The organism is Pantoea sp. E956-1, assembly GCF_982223955.1.
This window is the reverse complement of sequence record NZ_CEUYZP010000001.1, coordinates 1,185,453-1,200,986: the sequence shown is the minus strand read 5'-3', so window position 1 is coordinate 1,200,986 and position 15,534 is coordinate 1,185,453. Positions and strand designations below refer to the sequence as shown.

General features: G+C 56.2%; 16 protein-coding genes. 15 read left to right on the top strand and 1 reads right to left on the bottom strand.

The window, feature by feature from the left end; translation table 11 throughout:
• The first annotated feature begins 100 nt into the window (after positions 1 to 100).
• The 15 genes from AC0T7J_RS05740 (at position 101) to hisP (ending at position 14,461) form a co-directional block, all read left to right on the top strand.
• Positions 101 to 880 (top strand): AraC family transcriptional regulator, encoded by a 780-nt coding sequence (locus AC0T7J_RS05740; protein WP_473792739.1) that lies wholly within the window; start codon positions 101 to 103, stop codon positions 878 to 880.
• Between the two features lie 55 nt (positions 881 to 935).
• Positions 936 to 2,069 carry a 4-phosphoerythronate dehydrogenase PdxB gene (gene pdxB / locus AC0T7J_RS05735; protein ID WP_473792737.1) on the top strand — a complete coding sequence of 378 codons (1,134 nt, stop codon included), beginning with the start codon at positions 936 to 938 and terminating at the stop codon, positions 2,067 to 2,069.
• Positions 2,070 to 2,371: 302 nt separating this feature from the next.
• Positions 2,372 to 3,379: an aspartate-semialdehyde dehydrogenase gene (locus tag AC0T7J_RS05730; protein WP_022625082.1), complete on the top strand. Its 1,008-nt coding sequence runs from the start codon at positions 2,372 to 2,374 to the stop codon at positions 3,377 to 3,379.
• Between the two features lie 2 nt (positions 3,380 to 3,381).
• Positions 3,382 to 4,185 (top strand): tRNA pseudouridine(38-40) synthase TruA, encoded by an 804-nt coding sequence (gene truA / locus AC0T7J_RS05725; protein WP_419138715.1) that lies wholly within the window; start codon positions 3,382 to 3,384, stop codon positions 4,183 to 4,185.
• A gap of 29 nt (positions 4,186 to 4,214) precedes the next feature.
• Complete coding sequence (locus AC0T7J_RS05720) at positions 4,215 to 4,877, top strand: DedA family protein (RefSeq protein ID WP_473792734.1); 663 nt, start codon at positions 4,215 to 4,217, stop codon at positions 4,875 to 4,877.
• Positions 4,878 to 5,021: 144 nt separating this feature from the next.
• Complete coding sequence (gene accD, locus AC0T7J_RS05715) at positions 5,022 to 5,936, top strand: acetyl-CoA carboxylase, carboxyltransferase subunit beta (protein ID WP_008926479.1); 915 nt, start codon at positions 5,022 to 5,024, stop codon at positions 5,934 to 5,936.
• A 94-nt stretch (positions 5,937 to 6,030) separates the two neighbouring features.
• Complete coding sequence (gene folC, locus AC0T7J_RS05710; RefSeq protein ID WP_473792732.1) at positions 6,031 to 7,299, top strand: bifunctional tetrahydrofolate synthase/dihydrofolate synthase; 1,269 nt, start codon at positions 6,031 to 6,033, stop codon at positions 7,297 to 7,299.
• On the top strand, positions 7,289 to 8,071 hold the full coding sequence (dedD, locus tag AC0T7J_RS05705) for a cell division protein DedD (protein ID WP_473792730.1): 783 nt from the start codon (positions 7,289 to 7,291) through the stop codon (positions 8,069 to 8,071). Before folC ends, dedD begins: the two co-directional genes overlap by 11 nt.
• A gap of 265 nt (positions 8,072 to 8,336) precedes the next feature.
• Complete coding sequence (gene cvpA / locus AC0T7J_RS05700; protein WP_003854265.1) at positions 8,337 to 8,822, top strand: colicin V production protein; 486 nt, start codon at positions 8,337 to 8,339, stop codon at positions 8,820 to 8,822.
• Between the two features lie 37 nt (positions 8,823 to 8,859).
• On the top strand, positions 8,860 to 10,377 hold the full coding sequence (gene purF / locus AC0T7J_RS05695; protein WP_010258001.1) for an amidophosphoribosyltransferase: 1,518 nt from the start codon (positions 8,860 to 8,862) through the stop codon (positions 10,375 to 10,377).
• Between the two features lie 112 nt (positions 10,378 to 10,489).
• Positions 10,490 to 11,059, top strand: a complete 570-nt coding sequence (locus AC0T7J_RS05690; RefSeq protein ID WP_013358589.1) for a UbiX family flavin prenyltransferase — start codon at positions 10,490 to 10,492, stop codon at positions 11,057 to 11,059.
• A 259-nt stretch (positions 11,060 to 11,318) separates the two neighbouring features.
• A complete protein-coding gene (gene argT, locus AC0T7J_RS05685; RefSeq protein WP_010258004.1) occupies positions 11,319 to 12,101 on the top strand; it encodes a lysine/arginine/ornithine ABC transporter substrate-binding protein ArgT in 783 nt (260 codons plus the stop codon).
• A gap of 179 nt (positions 12,102 to 12,280) precedes the next feature.
• Positions 12,281 to 12,970 carry a histidine ABC transporter permease HisQ gene (locus tag AC0T7J_RS05680; RefSeq protein WP_010258006.1) on the top strand — a complete coding sequence of 230 codons (690 nt, stop codon included), beginning with the start codon at positions 12,281 to 12,283 and terminating at the stop codon, positions 12,968 to 12,970.
• Complete coding sequence (locus AC0T7J_RS05675) at positions 12,963 to 13,679, top strand: ABC transporter permease (protein ID WP_010258010.1); 717 nt, start codon at positions 12,963 to 12,965, stop codon at positions 13,677 to 13,679. The genes AC0T7J_RS05680 and AC0T7J_RS05675 overlap by 8 nt, the downstream gene beginning before the upstream one ends.
• 8 nt (positions 13,680 to 13,687) lie before the next feature.
• Positions 13,688 to 14,461, top strand: a complete 774-nt coding sequence (gene hisP / locus AC0T7J_RS05670) for a histidine ABC transporter ATP-binding protein HisP (RefSeq protein WP_064703765.1) — start codon at positions 13,688 to 13,690, stop codon at positions 14,459 to 14,461.
• 34 nt (positions 14,462 to 14,495) lie between these two features.
• Here hisP and AC0T7J_RS05665 read toward each other — a convergent pair whose 3' ends face one another.
• On the bottom strand, positions 14,496 to 15,395 hold the full coding sequence (locus tag AC0T7J_RS05665) for a TIGR01777 family oxidoreductase (protein WP_473792727.1): 900 nt from the start codon (positions 15,393 to 15,395) through the stop codon (positions 14,496 to 14,498).
• Positions 15,396 to 15,534: the final 139 nt, after the last annotated feature.

Below are 15,534 nucleotides of genomic sequence, written 5' to 3'. Positions count from 1 at the left end.
CTCCACACGCCATAACACGCCATAATGAGGCGCAGTGTACGCTTGTCCGGATTTATTCAGATAGTTAATATCGGACAAAATTAGTTGTGGAGCGGACAGAATGACCCTGAAAGTGATCTACCAGCCGCCCCTGGACGCGCCGCAGTTGCGCTACTTTATGCGTTACGAACAGGCCAATGCCCGCACTGAATATCTGCCGCATGCGCATGCCTGGGGTCAGCTGATTATAGTGAAAAGCCACGTACTGGAGATGCAGGTCGAGGGGGAACGATTGCTGACGCCGGCCGATATTCCGGTCTGGATCCCTCCGGGCCAGCTTCACAGCAGCTATAACCATCGTCAGGCACAGTTCCGAACCTTTAATCTGGCGGCCCCGTTATGCGGCGATCTGCCGCAGCGCGCCTGCCTGATGCTGGTCGATCCGATAGCACACGCCATTATGGATGAGTTTGCTGAGCAGCAAATTGAGCAACCCGAAACGGAGGCGCAGTGGCGGCTGTGCGAGGTGCTGCGTGATCGCCTGCAGCTGGCGCAGGTTCAGGAGAGTTATCTGCCCACCTCTGACGATAAGTTTCTCGCGCCAGTGCTACATGCGCTGGAAGCGCATCCGGGCGATAACACCACGCTGGCGGGCTGGGCCGCGCGGGTCTTTACCACCGAACGGACGCTGGCGCGTCGCTGCCAGCAGCAGCTTCATATGACCTTTGGCGAGTGGCGGCAGCGGCTGCGGTTTCTGCGCGCCATTGTGCTGCTGGAGCAGGGGGAAAGCGTGCAGAGCATCGCCCATGAGCTGGGATACAGTTCAGCTTCGGCGCTGATTGTGATGTTCCAGCAACAGGCGGGAACCACGCCAGAACGCTACCGTGCACGGTTAGGCTAACGCGTCGCTTTGTGCCAGAATAATTGCCTGATATGTAACTGACAGGAAAGCCGTGGTGAAAATTCTGGTCGATGAAAATATGCCTTATGCCCGTGAGCTATTCAGCCGTACCGGCGACGTGGTCGCAGTGCCGGGGCGTCCGCTGCCAGTGGCTGAACTGGCCGATGCCGATGGCCTGATGGTGCGCTCAGTCACCCAGGTGAATGAGGCCCTGCTGGCAGGAAAGCCGGTGAAATTTGTCGGCACCGCCACGGCGGGCACCGATCATATCGACGAGAACTGGCTGCAGCAGGCGGGCATTGCGTTCTCTGCCGCACCCGGCTGTAACGCCATTGCGGTGGTGGAATATGTTTTCTCTGCGCTGCTGCTGCTGGCGGAACGCGATGGTTTCCAGCTGCGTGACCGCACTGTCGGTATTGTTGGCGTCGGTAACGTCGGTGGGCGACTGCAAAAGCGTCTTGAGGCCTGGGGCATTAAAACCCTGCTGTGCGATCCGCCGCGTGCCGATCGCGGTGACGAGGGCGACTTCCTGTCGCTGGAGGCGGTGACGGAGCAGGCTGATATTCTGACGTTCCATACGCCGCTGTTTAAAGACGGCCCGTATAAAAGCTGGCATCTGGCGGATGCGGCGCTGTTGATGGCGCTGAAGCCCAACACTATTTTGATCAATGCCTGTCGCGGCCCGGTGGTGGACAACAGCGCGCTGCTGGAGGTGCTGAAAATGCGGCACGATCTCAGCGTGGTGCTGGATGTCTGGGAGCCGGAGCCGGATCTCTCGCTGGCGCTGCTGGATAAGGTCGATATCGCCACCCCGCACATCGCGGGCTACACCCTGGAAGGCAAAGCGCGCGGCACCACTCAGGTATTTGAAGCCTGGTGCGACTTTATTGGTCAGCCGCAACAGGTGCCGCTCAGCACCTTACTGCCGGTGCCGGAATTCAGTGAAATTACCCTGAATGGCCCGCTGGATCAGCCAACGCTGAAACGCCTGGCGCATCTGGTGTATGATGTGCGCCGCGATGATGCCCCTCTGCGTAAAGTGGCGGCGAAACCCGGCGAGTTTGATCGCCTGCGCAAGCAGTATCAGGAGCGCCGCGAGTGGTCATCGCTGCAGGTGAACTGCGATGACGCCACAACCGCTGAGCTGCTGAACCAGCTGGGCTTTAACGCAATCATCTCCCCGGAATAGCGGGCGCTGCAGGTCAGGCGCCCTGGCGCGGTTTCCGCACTGAATTAATCAGTGAACGGAAGGTACGCGCTGCTGGCATGTCTGCATGACGGCGGGTTCTGGGGGGATATACCCAATGGATTTCGGGTTGCATTGAGGCGGCAAGAGAACGCATCCCGATGAGCTTACTCAGGTAAGTGATTCGGGTGAGTGAACGCAGCCAACAAAGATGCAACGTGAAAGACGACGGGGATAAATCTGAATCCCTGGGCGGTGAATATCACCGCCTTCTGTTTTTATGTCATTGTCTGGAGTAAACCAACATGTCTGACGGCTGGAATATTGCGCTACTTGGCGCGACAGGCGCAGTAGGGAACGCTGTACTGGAACTGCTGGCGGAACGCCAGTTCCCGGTTGGTGAATTATATTTGCTGGCCAGCGAAAACAGCGCGGGCGAAATCAAACGTTTCGAAGGCCGCTCGGTGCGGGTCGAAAATGCGGAGACGTTCGACTGGTCACAGGCGCAACTGGCCTTTTTCGTGGCGGGACGTGACGCCTCGGCGCGCTTTGCCGATGAAGCGGCCAATGCCGGTTGTCTGGTGATCGACAGCAGCGAGCTGTTTGCGCTGGAACCTGATGTGCCGTTGGTGGTGCCGGATGTGAATCCGCAGGTGCTGGCAGATTATCGCAATCGCAACATCATCAGCGTGGCGGACAACCTGGTGAGCCAGCTGCTGACCGCCATTAAACCACTGGTCGATGCGGCCGGATTGAGTCGTTTACAGGTGACTAACCTGATCTCGGTTTCCAGCTACGGCAAAGTGGCTGTTGATGCGCTGGCCGGGGAAAGTGCTCGCCTGCTGAACGGTATTCCGGCCGATGAACACCATTTTGGTCGTCAGCTGGCGTTTAACCTGATGCCACAACAGGCCGACGCAGAAGGCAGCGTGGAAAGTGAGCGTCGTCTGATTGATCAGGTGCGTAAGGTATTGCAGGACGAAGGCTTACCGATTGCGGTCAGCAGCGTACAGGCTCCGGTGTTCTACGGTAATGCGCAGATTGTGCATATCGAAAACCTGCGTCCGCTCTCTGCTGAAGAAGCGCGTGCCGAACTGGCGCTGGCGTCAGATATTCGTCTCAGCGAAGAGGATGAAGTGCCGACGCCGGTCACGGATGCCTCAGGTAACGGCGAACTGAGCATCGGCGCTGTGCGCAACGACTACGGTATCCCTGAGCTGCTGCAGTTCTGGTCAGTGGCGGACAACATTCGTTTTGGCGGCGCGCTGATGGCGGTGAAAACCGCTGAGAAACTGGTTCAGGAGTATCTGTAACCATGTCCGATGGTCAGACGCAAAAACTGGCGCTCGGCATCGAGTATGACGGCAGCCGTTACTACGGCTGGCAGCGTCAGAATGAAGTGCGCAGCGTGCAGGAAAAGGTAGAGCGCGCGCTGTCGAAAGTCGCCGATCATCCGGTCAGCATTTTTTGTGCTGGCCGCACCGATGCAGGCGTACACGGGACGGGGCAGGTGGTCCATTTCGAAACCACCTCGCAGCGGCCTGATGGGGCCTGGACGCTGGGCGTCAACGCCAATCTGCCGCCGGATATTGCGGTGCGCTGGGTGAAAGCGGTGCCGGATGAATTTCATGCTCGCTTCAGCGCCACGGCCCGACGCTATCGCTACCTGATTTACAACCAGCGTCTGCGTCCGGCGGTGCTGGCGCAGGGCGTGACGCACTTTTACCATCCACTGGATGCGGAGAAGATGCAGCGCGCCGGACAGTGTTTGTTAGGCGAGAATGATTTCACCTCATTCCGCGCGGTGCAGTGCCAGTCGCGTACACCGTGGCGCAACGTGATTCACCTCAACGTGACGCGTCAGGGTTCGTACGTGATTGTGGATATCAAAGCCAACGCCTTTGTGCATCACATGGTGCGCAATATCGTGGGCAGCCTGATGGAGATAGGCTGCGGCAATAAGCCGGAGTCATGGATGGCAACGCTGCTGGCGGCGAAGGATCGGACATTAGCCGCAGCCACAGCCCGGGCAGAAGGGTTGTATCTGGTGGCGGTGGATTACCCATCCCACTTTGCGTTACCACAGCCGTCGATGGGACCGTTGTTCCTCGCGGATTAATTCACTTTCAGGACTTAAAAGGGCGCGCCATGGAGTTTCTCCATTTTCTGGTTGATTTTATTCTGCACATTGATGTGCATCTTGCCGAACTGGTTGCACAGTACGGTGTCTGGATTTACGCTATTTTGTTCCTGATTTTGTTTTGCGAAACCGGTCTGGTGGTGACGCCCTTCCTGCCGGGTGACTCGTTGCTGTTTGTCGCGGGCGCACTGGCGGCGTTGCCGGGTAACGATCTTAATGTGCATGTGATGGTGGCATTATTAGTGGTGGCGGCGGTTCTGGGCGATGCAGTGAACTACACCATTGGCCGCCTGTTTGGCGAACGGTTGTTCAGTAACCCGAACTCGAAGATTTTCCGTCGCAGCCATCTGGATAAAACCCATGCGTTTTATGCCCGTCACGGCGGAAAAACCATTATCCTGGCGCGCTTTGTGCCGATCGTCCGTACGTTTGCGCCGTTTGTAGCGGGTATGGGCCATATGTCCTATCGCCACTTCGCGCTGTTCAATGTAACGGGTGCGCTGTTGTGGGTGCTGCTGTTCTCCTATGCCGGCTACCTGTTTGGCGATCTGCCTGTGGTGCAGGAAAACCTGAAGCTGCTGATTGTGGGCATTATCCTGGTCTCGATTCTGCCAGGTGTGATTGAAGTCTGGCGTCATCGCCGTCAGGCTAAGCAGCAGAAGCAGCCGTAAAGCTTCGCTCAGGGGTAAGACCAGATTTTTATCCACAGTCTGAACAGGTTGTGGTTTAATGAGCGACATTTACCGTCTGCTGAAGCGGTTTTCAGCAGTATCAAGACGACTGGACCAGGTCAGTTTTAAACAGAAAGGTCATCAATGAGCTGGATTGAACGCATTCTTAATAAAAGCACCGGAACGCCTGTGCGCAAAGCCAGTATCCCGGAAGGGGTCTGGACCAAGTGTGACAGCTGTGGTCAGGTTCTCTACCGCGCCGAGCTGGAGCGTAATCTTGAGGTCTGCCCGAAGTGTGACCATCACATGCGTATGCACGCCCGTGAGCGCCTCGGCAGTGTCCTCGATCAGGGCACGATGGTTGAGCTGGGCAGTGAACTTGAACCTAAAGATCTGCTCAAGTTCCGTGACTCCAAAAAGTATAAAGATCGTCTGGTAGCGGCCCAGAAAGACACCGGTGAGAAAGATGCGCTGGTGGTCATGAAAGGTCAGTTGCACAGCATGCCGGTAGTTGCGGCAGCCTTTGAATTTGCCTTTATGGGCGGTTCAATGGGCTCTGTAGTCGGTGCGCGCTTTGTGCGTGCGGTTGAGCAGGCGTTAGAAGATAACTGCCCGCTGATCTGCTTCTCCGCCAGCGGCGGGGCGCGTATGCAGGAAGCGCTGCAGTCGCTGATGCAGATGGCGAAAACCAGTGCGGCACTGGCCAAAATGCGGGAACGTGGTCTGCCTTACATTTCCGTGCTGACTGACCCGACCATGGGTGGCGTTTCGGCCAGTTTTGCGATGCTGGGTGACCTCAACATCGCGGAACCTAAAGCGCTGATCGGCTTTGCCGGCCCACGCGTGATTGAGCAGACCGTGCGTGAAAAACTGCCGCCGGGCTTCCAGCGCAGTGAGTTCCTGATTGAAAAGGGCGCGATTGATATGATCATTCGCCGTCCGGAAATGCGCTACAAACTGGCAAGCCTGCTGGCAAAAATGATGAACCTGCCGGCACCGCTGCATGACGGTGAACAGTCCGCTCCTGCGACGACTGAATCGGAAAGCAACGAGGCCTGACAGGAGATAGAGAGGCGCGGCCGCCGCGCCTCTTACCAATGCACCGTATACCGCAGCACCAGTCTGCCAGGTATAAATAAGCAAAACGGGACATATGGACAATCTTCACCTTCCCCAAGCCACGTCGCCTTTGGCCACGTGGCTTTATTATCTTGAGCACCTGCATACTCAGGCCATCGAACTGGGTCTGGACCGTATTCGTCAGGTTGCGCTTCGTCTTGACCTGCTGAAACCCGCTCCTTTTGTCTTTACCGTGGCCGGTACCAACGGTAAAGGCACCACCTGTCGCACCCTGGAAACACTGCTGATCGCTGCGGGCTATCGCGTTGGCGTGTACAGTTCACCGCATCTGGTGCGCTATACCGAGCGCGTTCGGGTTCAGGGAGAGGAGCTGAGTGAAGCACAGCACTGTGCCAGCTTTGCGGAGATTGAAGCCGGACGTGCCGATATTTCGCTGACCTATTTTGAATTTGGCACGCTCTCCGCGTTGAATCTGTTCCGCCAGGCGCAGCTGGATGTGGTGATCCTCGAAGTCGGCCTCGGCGGACGGCTGGATGCGACAAACATCGTGGATGCCGATGTCGCGGTGGTCACCAGCATTGCGCTCGATCACACCGACTGGCTTGGCCCGGATCGCGAAAGCATCGGGCGTGAGAAAGCCGGGGTGTTCCGGTCAGGGAAACCTGCGGTAGTGGGTGAACCGGATATGCCGCAGAGTATTGCCGTGGTCGCACAGGAAAAAGGTGCGCAGCTGTTGCAGCGCAACCGTGACTGGTCGTGGCATGCGCAGGCAGAAAGCTGGTCACTGCGTGATGCGACGGGTGAGCTGAACTATCTGCCGCTGCCACAGGTGCCGCTGCCTAACGCGGCGACCGCGCTGGTGGCGCTGCGGGTCTCAGGGCTTGAAGTCAGTGAGGCGCAGATTCGCGCCAGCCTGCCGCTGGCAATGCTGCCAGGCCGTTTTCAGACCCTCAGCGAATCACCACGCGTTATTCTGGATGTTGCCCATAACCCGCATGCGGCAGCCTATCTGGCGTCGCGGCTGGCGGCACTGCCGAAACGTGGCAAAGTGCATGCCGTGGTAGGCATGCTGCATGATAAAGATATCACCGGTACGCTGGCGGCGCTGGCCCCGGTGGTCGATGCCTGGTACTGCGCGCCCCTTGACGGACCGCGCGGGGCCAGTGCTGAGCAACTGCTGAACGCCCTGCCGCAGGGCGAGGCATTTAGTTCGGTTGCGCTCGCCTGGCAGCAGGCACGCCAGCGGGCAGCGCCACAGGACATTGTGCTGGTCTGTGGTTCATTCCACACTGTTGCACAGGTCATGGAATCGATTGAAACGGAGAAAGGACGTGGCAAGTAAGTTTCAGAACCGTTTAGTCGGCACCGTTATTCTGGTCGCCATTGGCGTGATTGTGCTGCCAGGGCTGCTGGATGGTCAGAAAAAGCATTACAAAGAGGAGTTCGCGGCCATTCCGCTGGTGCCAAAACCTGACGATCAGCAGGACAGCGAAATGGTGCCGCCGGTAACCCAGTCGCTGCCGGCACAGCCGCCGGAAGGTGCGGGCAATGCGGTCAGCAGCAGCAATGGCAATGGCAAAACCAACGTCACGGCGGAGCAGGGGCGGACTCAACCGGAAGACGAGAGCGATCCGGTAGTGGTTTCGCCGCCGCCGGTTCATCAGTCTGTGCCCGCACAGACGGTGACGAAGCCGAAGGTCGTTGAGCAGCAGAAACCGAAAGCGGCAGAGCAGCCTAAGCAGAAGCCGGTCGAACAGCCGAAGCCAAAAGCCGTCGTGCAGCCTAAACCTAAGCCGGTTGAACAGCCTAAAGTGGCCGAACAGCCGAAGCAGGAAGAGGCGCCAAAATCAGCAGAGACGACGGCACCGGCAGGACAGGCTTATGTAGTGCAGTTAGGTGCGCTGAAAAACGCCAGCAAAGTGAATGAGATTGTCGCGCAGCTGCGGCTGTCGGGCTACCGCGCCTTTACCGTGCCTTCAACGCCGGTACAGGGTCAGATCACCCGCATTTACGTTGGGCCGGATGCGTCGAAAACCAAAATGCAGAGTGCGGTTGGCGAGCTGAAAAGCATCTCCGGACTGGGCGGTGTCGTGAAGCCATACAGCGCCCGCTAAAACGGGCGATTGGCGCTGCCGATGGCAGTGACAGGCAGCATCTTTTGCCCCTCAGGCAGCGCGTTGGAAGCGCGCTGCCGCGCAAAATAATCACGATTATCAATGGCCTGTCCGGCTGAGAATCACACAGGCGATAGCGTTTTTTTTCATCGCCTTTTTTATGGATGCAGAAAAAGAAAACCGCTACGCAAACGTTTTCTTTTTCTGTTAGAATGCGCCCCGAACTGGATGCAGGGGTGCAATTGCACTGGCGCTGGAAGAGTTCATGATCTGGATTGATTACGTCATTATTGCGGTAGTTGGTTTTTCGGCTCTGGTCAGCCTGGTCCGTGGGTTTGTCCGGGAAGCCTTATCTCTTGTTACCTGGGGATGCGCGTTTTTTGTCGCCAGTCATTACTACGCCTACCTTGCAGTCTGGTTTACAGGTTTTGACGACGAACTGGTTCGTAACGGTATCGCCATCGGTGTGCTGTTTGTGGCGACCCTGATTGTGGGGGCCATTGTGAACTACGTTATCGGCACGCTGGTGGAAAAAACCGGCCTGTCGGGAACCGACCGGGTGTTGGGCGTCTGTTTCGGGGCGTTGCGTGGTGTGCTGATCGTAGCCGCTTTGCTGTTCTTCCTCGATACATTCACTGGCTTTTCCAAAAGTCCGGACTGGCAACAGTCTCAACTCATTCCCGAGTTCAGTTATATAATCAGGTGGTTTTTTGATTACCTGAAAAGCACGTCGAGTTTTTTACCCCGGTGATGTGACCGGGAGTGCGGCTTAATGAGGAAATGACAACATGTGCGGTATTGTCGGTATCACCGGTTTCATGCCGGTCAACCAGTCGATCTATGACGCGTTAACGGTGCTCCAGCACCGCGGGCAGGATGCCGCAGGCATTTGTACTATCGATGCGCTGAAATGTTTTCGCCTGCGAAAGGCAAACGGCCTGGTCAGCGACGTTTTCGAAGCACGCCACATGCAGCGTCTGCAGGGCAATATGGGGATCGGTCACGCACGTTATCCAACCGCGGGAAGCTCCAGTGCCTCTGAAGCGCAGCCATTCTATGTAAACTCCCCGTATGGCATCACCCTGGCGCACAACGGTAACCTGACCAACGCCCACGTGCTGCGTAAGCACCTGTTTGAAAAGGGCCGCCGTCACGTTAATACCACCTCAGATTCTGAAATCCTGCTGAACATCTTTGCGCAGGAATTAGATCGTTTTCAAAACGATCCGCTGACAGCCGACAACATCTTTGCTGCGGTTGCTGCCGTGCATCAGCAGGTGCGCGGTGCCTATGCGGTTGTGTCGATGATTATCGGCCACGGTATGGTCGCCTTCCGTGATCCTAACGGTATCCGTCCGCTGGTACTGGGCAAGCGCGTTATCGCTGATGGTCGCACCGAGTATATGGTCGCCTCCGAGAGCGTGGCGCTGGATACGCTGGGCTTTGAATTCATCCGTGACGTTGCACCGGGTGAAGCGGTTTATGTCACTGAAGCGGGCCAGCTGTCTACCCGCCAGTGCGCTGAAAATCCGAAAAGCAATCCGTGCCTGTTCGAGTATGTCTATTTTGCGCGTCCCGACTCCTTCCTCGACAAAATCTCGGTCTACAGTGCCCGTGTCCGCATGGGCACCAAGCTGGGTGAGAAAATTGCGCGCGAGTGGGAAGATCTCGATATCGACGTGGTGATTCCGATTCCTGAAACCTCCACCGATATCGCGCTGGAAATTGCACGTATTCTCGACAAACCCTATCGTCAGGGCTTTGTGAAGAACCGGTACGTTGGCCGTACTTTTATCATGCCGGGCCAGCAGTTACGTCGCAGCGCTGTGCGCCGCAAGCTCAACGCTAACCGCGCCGAATTCCGTGATAAAAATGTGCTGCTGGTGGATGACTCTATTGTTCGCGGTACCACCTCAGAGCAGATCATTGAGATGGCGCGTGAAGCGGGCGCAAAACGGGTTTATCTGGCGTCAGCGGCGCCGGAAATTCGTTTCCCGAACGTCTACGGTATCGATATGCCAAGCGCCACGGAACTGATTGCGCATGGCCGTGAAGTGGAAGAGATTCGCCAGCTGATTAAAGCCGATGCTCTGATCTTCCAGGATCTGGACGATCTGATCGAAGCGGTACGCGAAGAGAATCCGGACATTGCACAATTTGAGTGCTCAGTGTTCAACGGCATTTACGTGACGAAAGATGTCGATCAGCAATATCTGGAGTATCTTGAGTCGCTGCGTAATGATGATGCCAAAGCACTTCAGCGGCAGAACGAAGTCGAAAACCTCGAGCTGCACAACGAAGGCTGATATCTTCAGCAGGCGGGCAGCATAAAACAGGGCGGGAGCAATCCCGCCCTGTTTGTTTTCAGAAACCCGCAGGCCGCGTATGATGCCCCATTAGCTGACATAAGGTTGGAATATGAAACGACTCATCATTGGCATCTCTGGCGCAAGCGGGGTGATCTATGGCGTGCGCATGCTGCAGGTGTTGCAGCAGGTGGAAGAAGTAGAAACGCATCTGGTTATGAGTCAGGCGGCGCGTCAGACGCTGGGACTGGAGAGTGATTATTCGCTGCGTGACGTGCAGGCGCTGGCCGATGTGGTGCATGACGTGCGCGATATTGCAGCAAATATTTCGTCCGGCTCGTTTAAAACGCTGGGCATGGCGATTTTACCCTGCTCAATGAAAACGCTCTCTGGCATCGTCCACAGTTACAGTGACTCGTTGCTGACCCGTGCGGCTGACGTGGTGTTAAAAGAGCAGCGTAAGCTGGTATTGTGTGTGCGTGAAACCCCGCTGCATGTTGGCCACCTGCGAATGATGACCACTGCCGCAGAGCTGGGGGCCATTATCATGCCACCCGTGCCGGCATTTTATCATCGGCCTGAAACTATTGATCAGCTGATCGATCAGACCGTTAACCGGGTTATCGACCAGTTTGATATCGAATTACCGGAAGATCTCTTTATGCGCTGGCAGGGTGCATAAAGTTCCGCTGGCGCACTTATTTAGTGCATAAGCGCGCCTCGGATCACTCTTCGTGCATTTGACGCACCAAAAGTTAACAACGTCGCTTTTTCTCTTTTACTTCACTGCTATATTCCCCTCACAAACACAGCGTTTTCGCCTGTCTGACATCACGCTAACAGCGTGGTTAACTTGCAGAACTGGCATGAAACATGCAAATTACTTTGCGCAAACACATCACGAACCACATAACAAAAAGCACTTCACTTGAGGGTAATCTATGAAAAAGCGTGTTCTGGCTCTTTCCCTGATGCTGGGCTTATCCAGTGCTGCCAGCGTCTTCGCGGCGGTTCCGGGTTCAATCCGTATCGGCACAGATCCAACTTACCCACCGTTTGAGTCGAAAAACGCGCAAGGCAAGTTAGTGGGCTTCGATATCGACCTCGCTAACGAAATCTGTAAACGTATTCATACTCAATGTACCTATGTTGAGAGCGACTTTGATGCGCTGATCCCTTCACTGAAAGCGAAGAAAATTGATGCCATCATCTCCTCACTTTCCATCACCGCTAAACGTCAGGAAGAGATCGCCTTTTCAGAAAAACTCTACGCCGCTAACGCGCGTTTAGTCGCGCCGAAGGGATCGAAAATTGAGCCGACCATTGAGTCGCTGAAAGGCAAAAACATCGGTCTGCTGCAGGGCACCACGCAGGAAACTTACGCCAATCAGAACTGGCGGCCAAAAGGGGTGAACGTCACGCCTTATGCTAACCAGGATCTGGTCTATCAGGATCTGAATGCCGGTCGTATTGATGCTGCCTTCCAGGATGAAGTGCAGGCCAGCGAAGGATTCCTGAAGCAGCCGGTCGGTAAAAATTACGCCTTCGCCGGTCCGGCTGTGAAAGATGACAAGATTTTTGGCGTCGGTACCGGCATGGGACTGCGTAAAGATGACAGCGAACTGAAAGCCGCCATCGACAAAGCCTTTGCTGACATGCGTAAAGATGGCACCTACGACAAGATTGCGAAGAAATACTTCGATTTCAACGTGTACGGCGACTAACCATCCTGTCGCTTTACCCTCTGTATCCGTTTTGCCGGGTCTGAGCCGGTTCTGCCAGGTGCAGAATCGGATTCTTGTCCGCTGATGGCGGATGGCATCTGCAACAGAGAGGTAAAGCTAAACTGCCCGTCTCGCTTGCGGGCAGCGTTTCGTTTTCACCCCACGACAGGACCCTTTCGATGCTGTATGGCTATTCTGATGTAATTCTTCGGGGCACGCTGGTGACGCTGGAGCTGGCGCTCACTTCCGTCGTGCTGGCAGTGCTGCTGGGCCTGATTGGCGCAGGCGCGAAACTGTCGCGCAGCCGGCCACTGGCGATGATTTTTGAAGGCTACACCACGCTGATTCGTGGCGTGCCAGACCTCGTACTGATGCTGCTGATCTTCTACGGTCTGCAGATTGTCCTCAATCAGATAACCGATGCGCTGGGGATGGCGCAGTTTGATATCGACCCGATGGTCGCCGGTATCATCACGCTCGGCTTTATCTATGGTGCCTACTTCACCGAAACGTTCCGCGGTGCCTTTATGGCCGTGCCTCAGGGGCAGATTGAAGCAGCAACCGCGTTTGGCTTTACCGGCGCGCAGGTGTTCCGCCGCATTCTGTTTCCGGCCATGATGCGCTACGCGCTGCCAGGCATCGGCAACAACTGGCAGGTGATTCTGAAAGCCACCGCGCTGGTCTCGCTGCTGGGGCTGGAAGATGTGGTGAAGGCGACGCAGCTGGCAGGAAAAAGTACCTGGCAGCCGTTCTACTTCGCCATTGTAGCCGGTGTGATTTATCTGGTATTCACCACGCTATCAAACGGTGTGCTGTGGTGGCTCAACCGGCGCTATACGGTAGGTGTGAAGAGGGCGAGTTATGATTGATATTATTCAGGAATACTGGAAATCGCTGCTCTGGACTGACGGTTATCGTTTTACCGGTGTGGCTATCACCCTGTGGCTGCTGATCCTCTCGGTCACCATTGGTGGATGTCTGGCAATCCTGCTGGCGATAGCGCGGGTTTCCCCTAACCGGTTTATCAGCTTTCCGGTCTGGCTCTTCACCTATGTGTTTCGTGGCACGCCGCTCTATGTGCAGCTGCTGGTGTTCTACTCCGGCATGTACACGCTGGAGATTGTGAAAGGCACCGAACTGCTAAATGCATTTTTCCGCAGCGGTCTGAACTGTACGTTGCTCGCCTTCACCCTCAACACCTGCGCCTACACCACGGAAATTTTTGCCGGTGCGATTCGCTCGGTGCCACACGGTGAAATTGAGGCGGCACGGGCATACGGCTTCTCCACCTTTAAACTCTATCGCTGCATTATCCTGCCCTCGGCGCTGCGTACGGCACTGCCGGCCTACAGCAATGAAGTGATTCTGATGCTGCACTCCACGGCGCTGGCCTTCACCGCCACCGTACCGGATCTGCTGAAAATCGCGCGGGATATTAACTCGGCGACCTATCAGCCGTTTACCGCCTTTGGTCTGGCGGCTGTGTTGTACCTGATTATCTCTTACGTGTTGATCAGCCTGTTCCGCCTGGCGGAACGTCGCTGGCTGGCCCACGTGAAACCCTCTTCATCGCATTGAGTAGAACTATGGCTGACAATAAATTAAGCGTCACCGAATTGCATAAGCGTTACGGTGAACATGAAGTGCTGAAAGGGGTCTCGTTAACTGCTAAAGCGGGCGATGTGATCAGTATCATTGGATCGTCCGGCTCAGGGAAAAGTACCTTTTTACGCTGCATCAACTTCCTCGAAAAACCGAGTGAAGGCAGCATCATGGTGAATAACCAACAAATCACCTTAGTCCGTGACAAAGATGGTCAGCTCAAAGTGGCTGACAAAGAGCAGCTGCGCGCGTTACGTACCAGCCTGACCATGGTGTTCCAGCACTTTAATCTGTGGAGTCACATGACCGTGCTGGAAAACGTGATGGAAGCCCCGATTCAGGTGCTGGGGCTGACTAAAGCAGCAGCGCGTGAGCGTGCTATAAAATACCTCGATAAAGTCGGGATTGATGCGCGGGCGCAGGCAAAATATCCGGTTCACCTCTCCGGCGGTCAGCAGCAGCGTGTGTCGATTGCGCGCGCGCTGGCGATGGAGCCTGAGGTGCTGCTGTTTGACGAACCCACTTCAGCGCTTGATCCGGAGCTGGTCGGGGAAGTACTGCGTATCATGCAGAAGCTGGCGGAGGAGGGCAAAACCATGGTGGTCGTGACCCACGAGATGGAATTTGCCCGCCACGTCTCCAGCCATGTCATTTTCCTGCATCAGGGCAAAATCGAAGAGCAGGGGCCGCCTGCGGAGCTGTTCGGCAGCCCGAAAAGCCCGCGTTTACAGCAGTTCCTCAAGGGATCGCTGAAGTAATCCCGCGCCCGCGTCTCGCTGGCGCGGGCCAGGATTAATGCTTCACAACATCCTGCAGGGCTTCCTGCAAATCGTACCAGCGGAAGCCAAAGCCTGAGGCTTCCAGCCGCTTTGGCAGCACATGCTGTCCTCCCAGCACCAGTACCGACGATTCGCCCATCATCAGTTTAATGGCGCTGGCCGGCGTGCGCATAAAGGCCGGACGATGCATAACCCGGCCCAGGGTGGCGGCAAACTGCTCGTTACGCACCGCGTAGGGAGCGACCATATTGAACGGCCCCCGCAGATCGTCATGCTCCAGCAGCCAGATAATGGCGTTTAGCATGTCATCAATGTGAATCCACGGCATGTACTGTTTACCACTGCCAATCGGCCCGCCGATGCCGAGTTTAAAGGGCAGCTTCATTTTGCTGAGTGCGCCGCCCTCAGGCGCCAGCACCACGCCGGTTCGCAGCAGGCAGACGCGGGTGCGTTCGCTTTCAGCCGCGAGCGCCAGCTGCTCCCAACGGGCACAAAGCTGATGAGTAAACTCATCCTGACCCTGATCCTCTTCAGTCAGCACCAGATCGCCGGTATTGCCATAAAAGCCGGTTGCCGAACCTGAAATCAACACGGACGGTGGCGTGGCGCTGGCGTTGATCAGTGAGGCGATCTGCTCGGTTATCTGCCAGCGGCTTTCGCATAGCTGCTGTTTATGCGGCTCCGTCCAGCGTTTGTCGGCAATAGGTTCTCCCGCCAGATTAATCACCGCATCGATGGTATCCAGGTTCGACTGTTGCGCCAGCCCTGACCAGAGCGCGACCTCTTCGCCCAGTTTTTCACGCGCGCTGACCACGTCACGCGTCACCACGCTAATCTGATGCCCCAACTGTTGCAGGCGCGGAATCAGGTGACGGCCAATCAGTCCCGTACCACCGGTAATAAGAATATGCATGTTGCGGCTCCCTTGATGTTTTTGTTATTTGCACCTTTCAGCATAGAAGAGTCGAGCCACTCTATCGTGAGTCGCGTCGCGCTTTCTTATTCCGGAGGAAGAGATCGGATCAGCTCAGCGTTGCCTTCCCAAAAAAAAA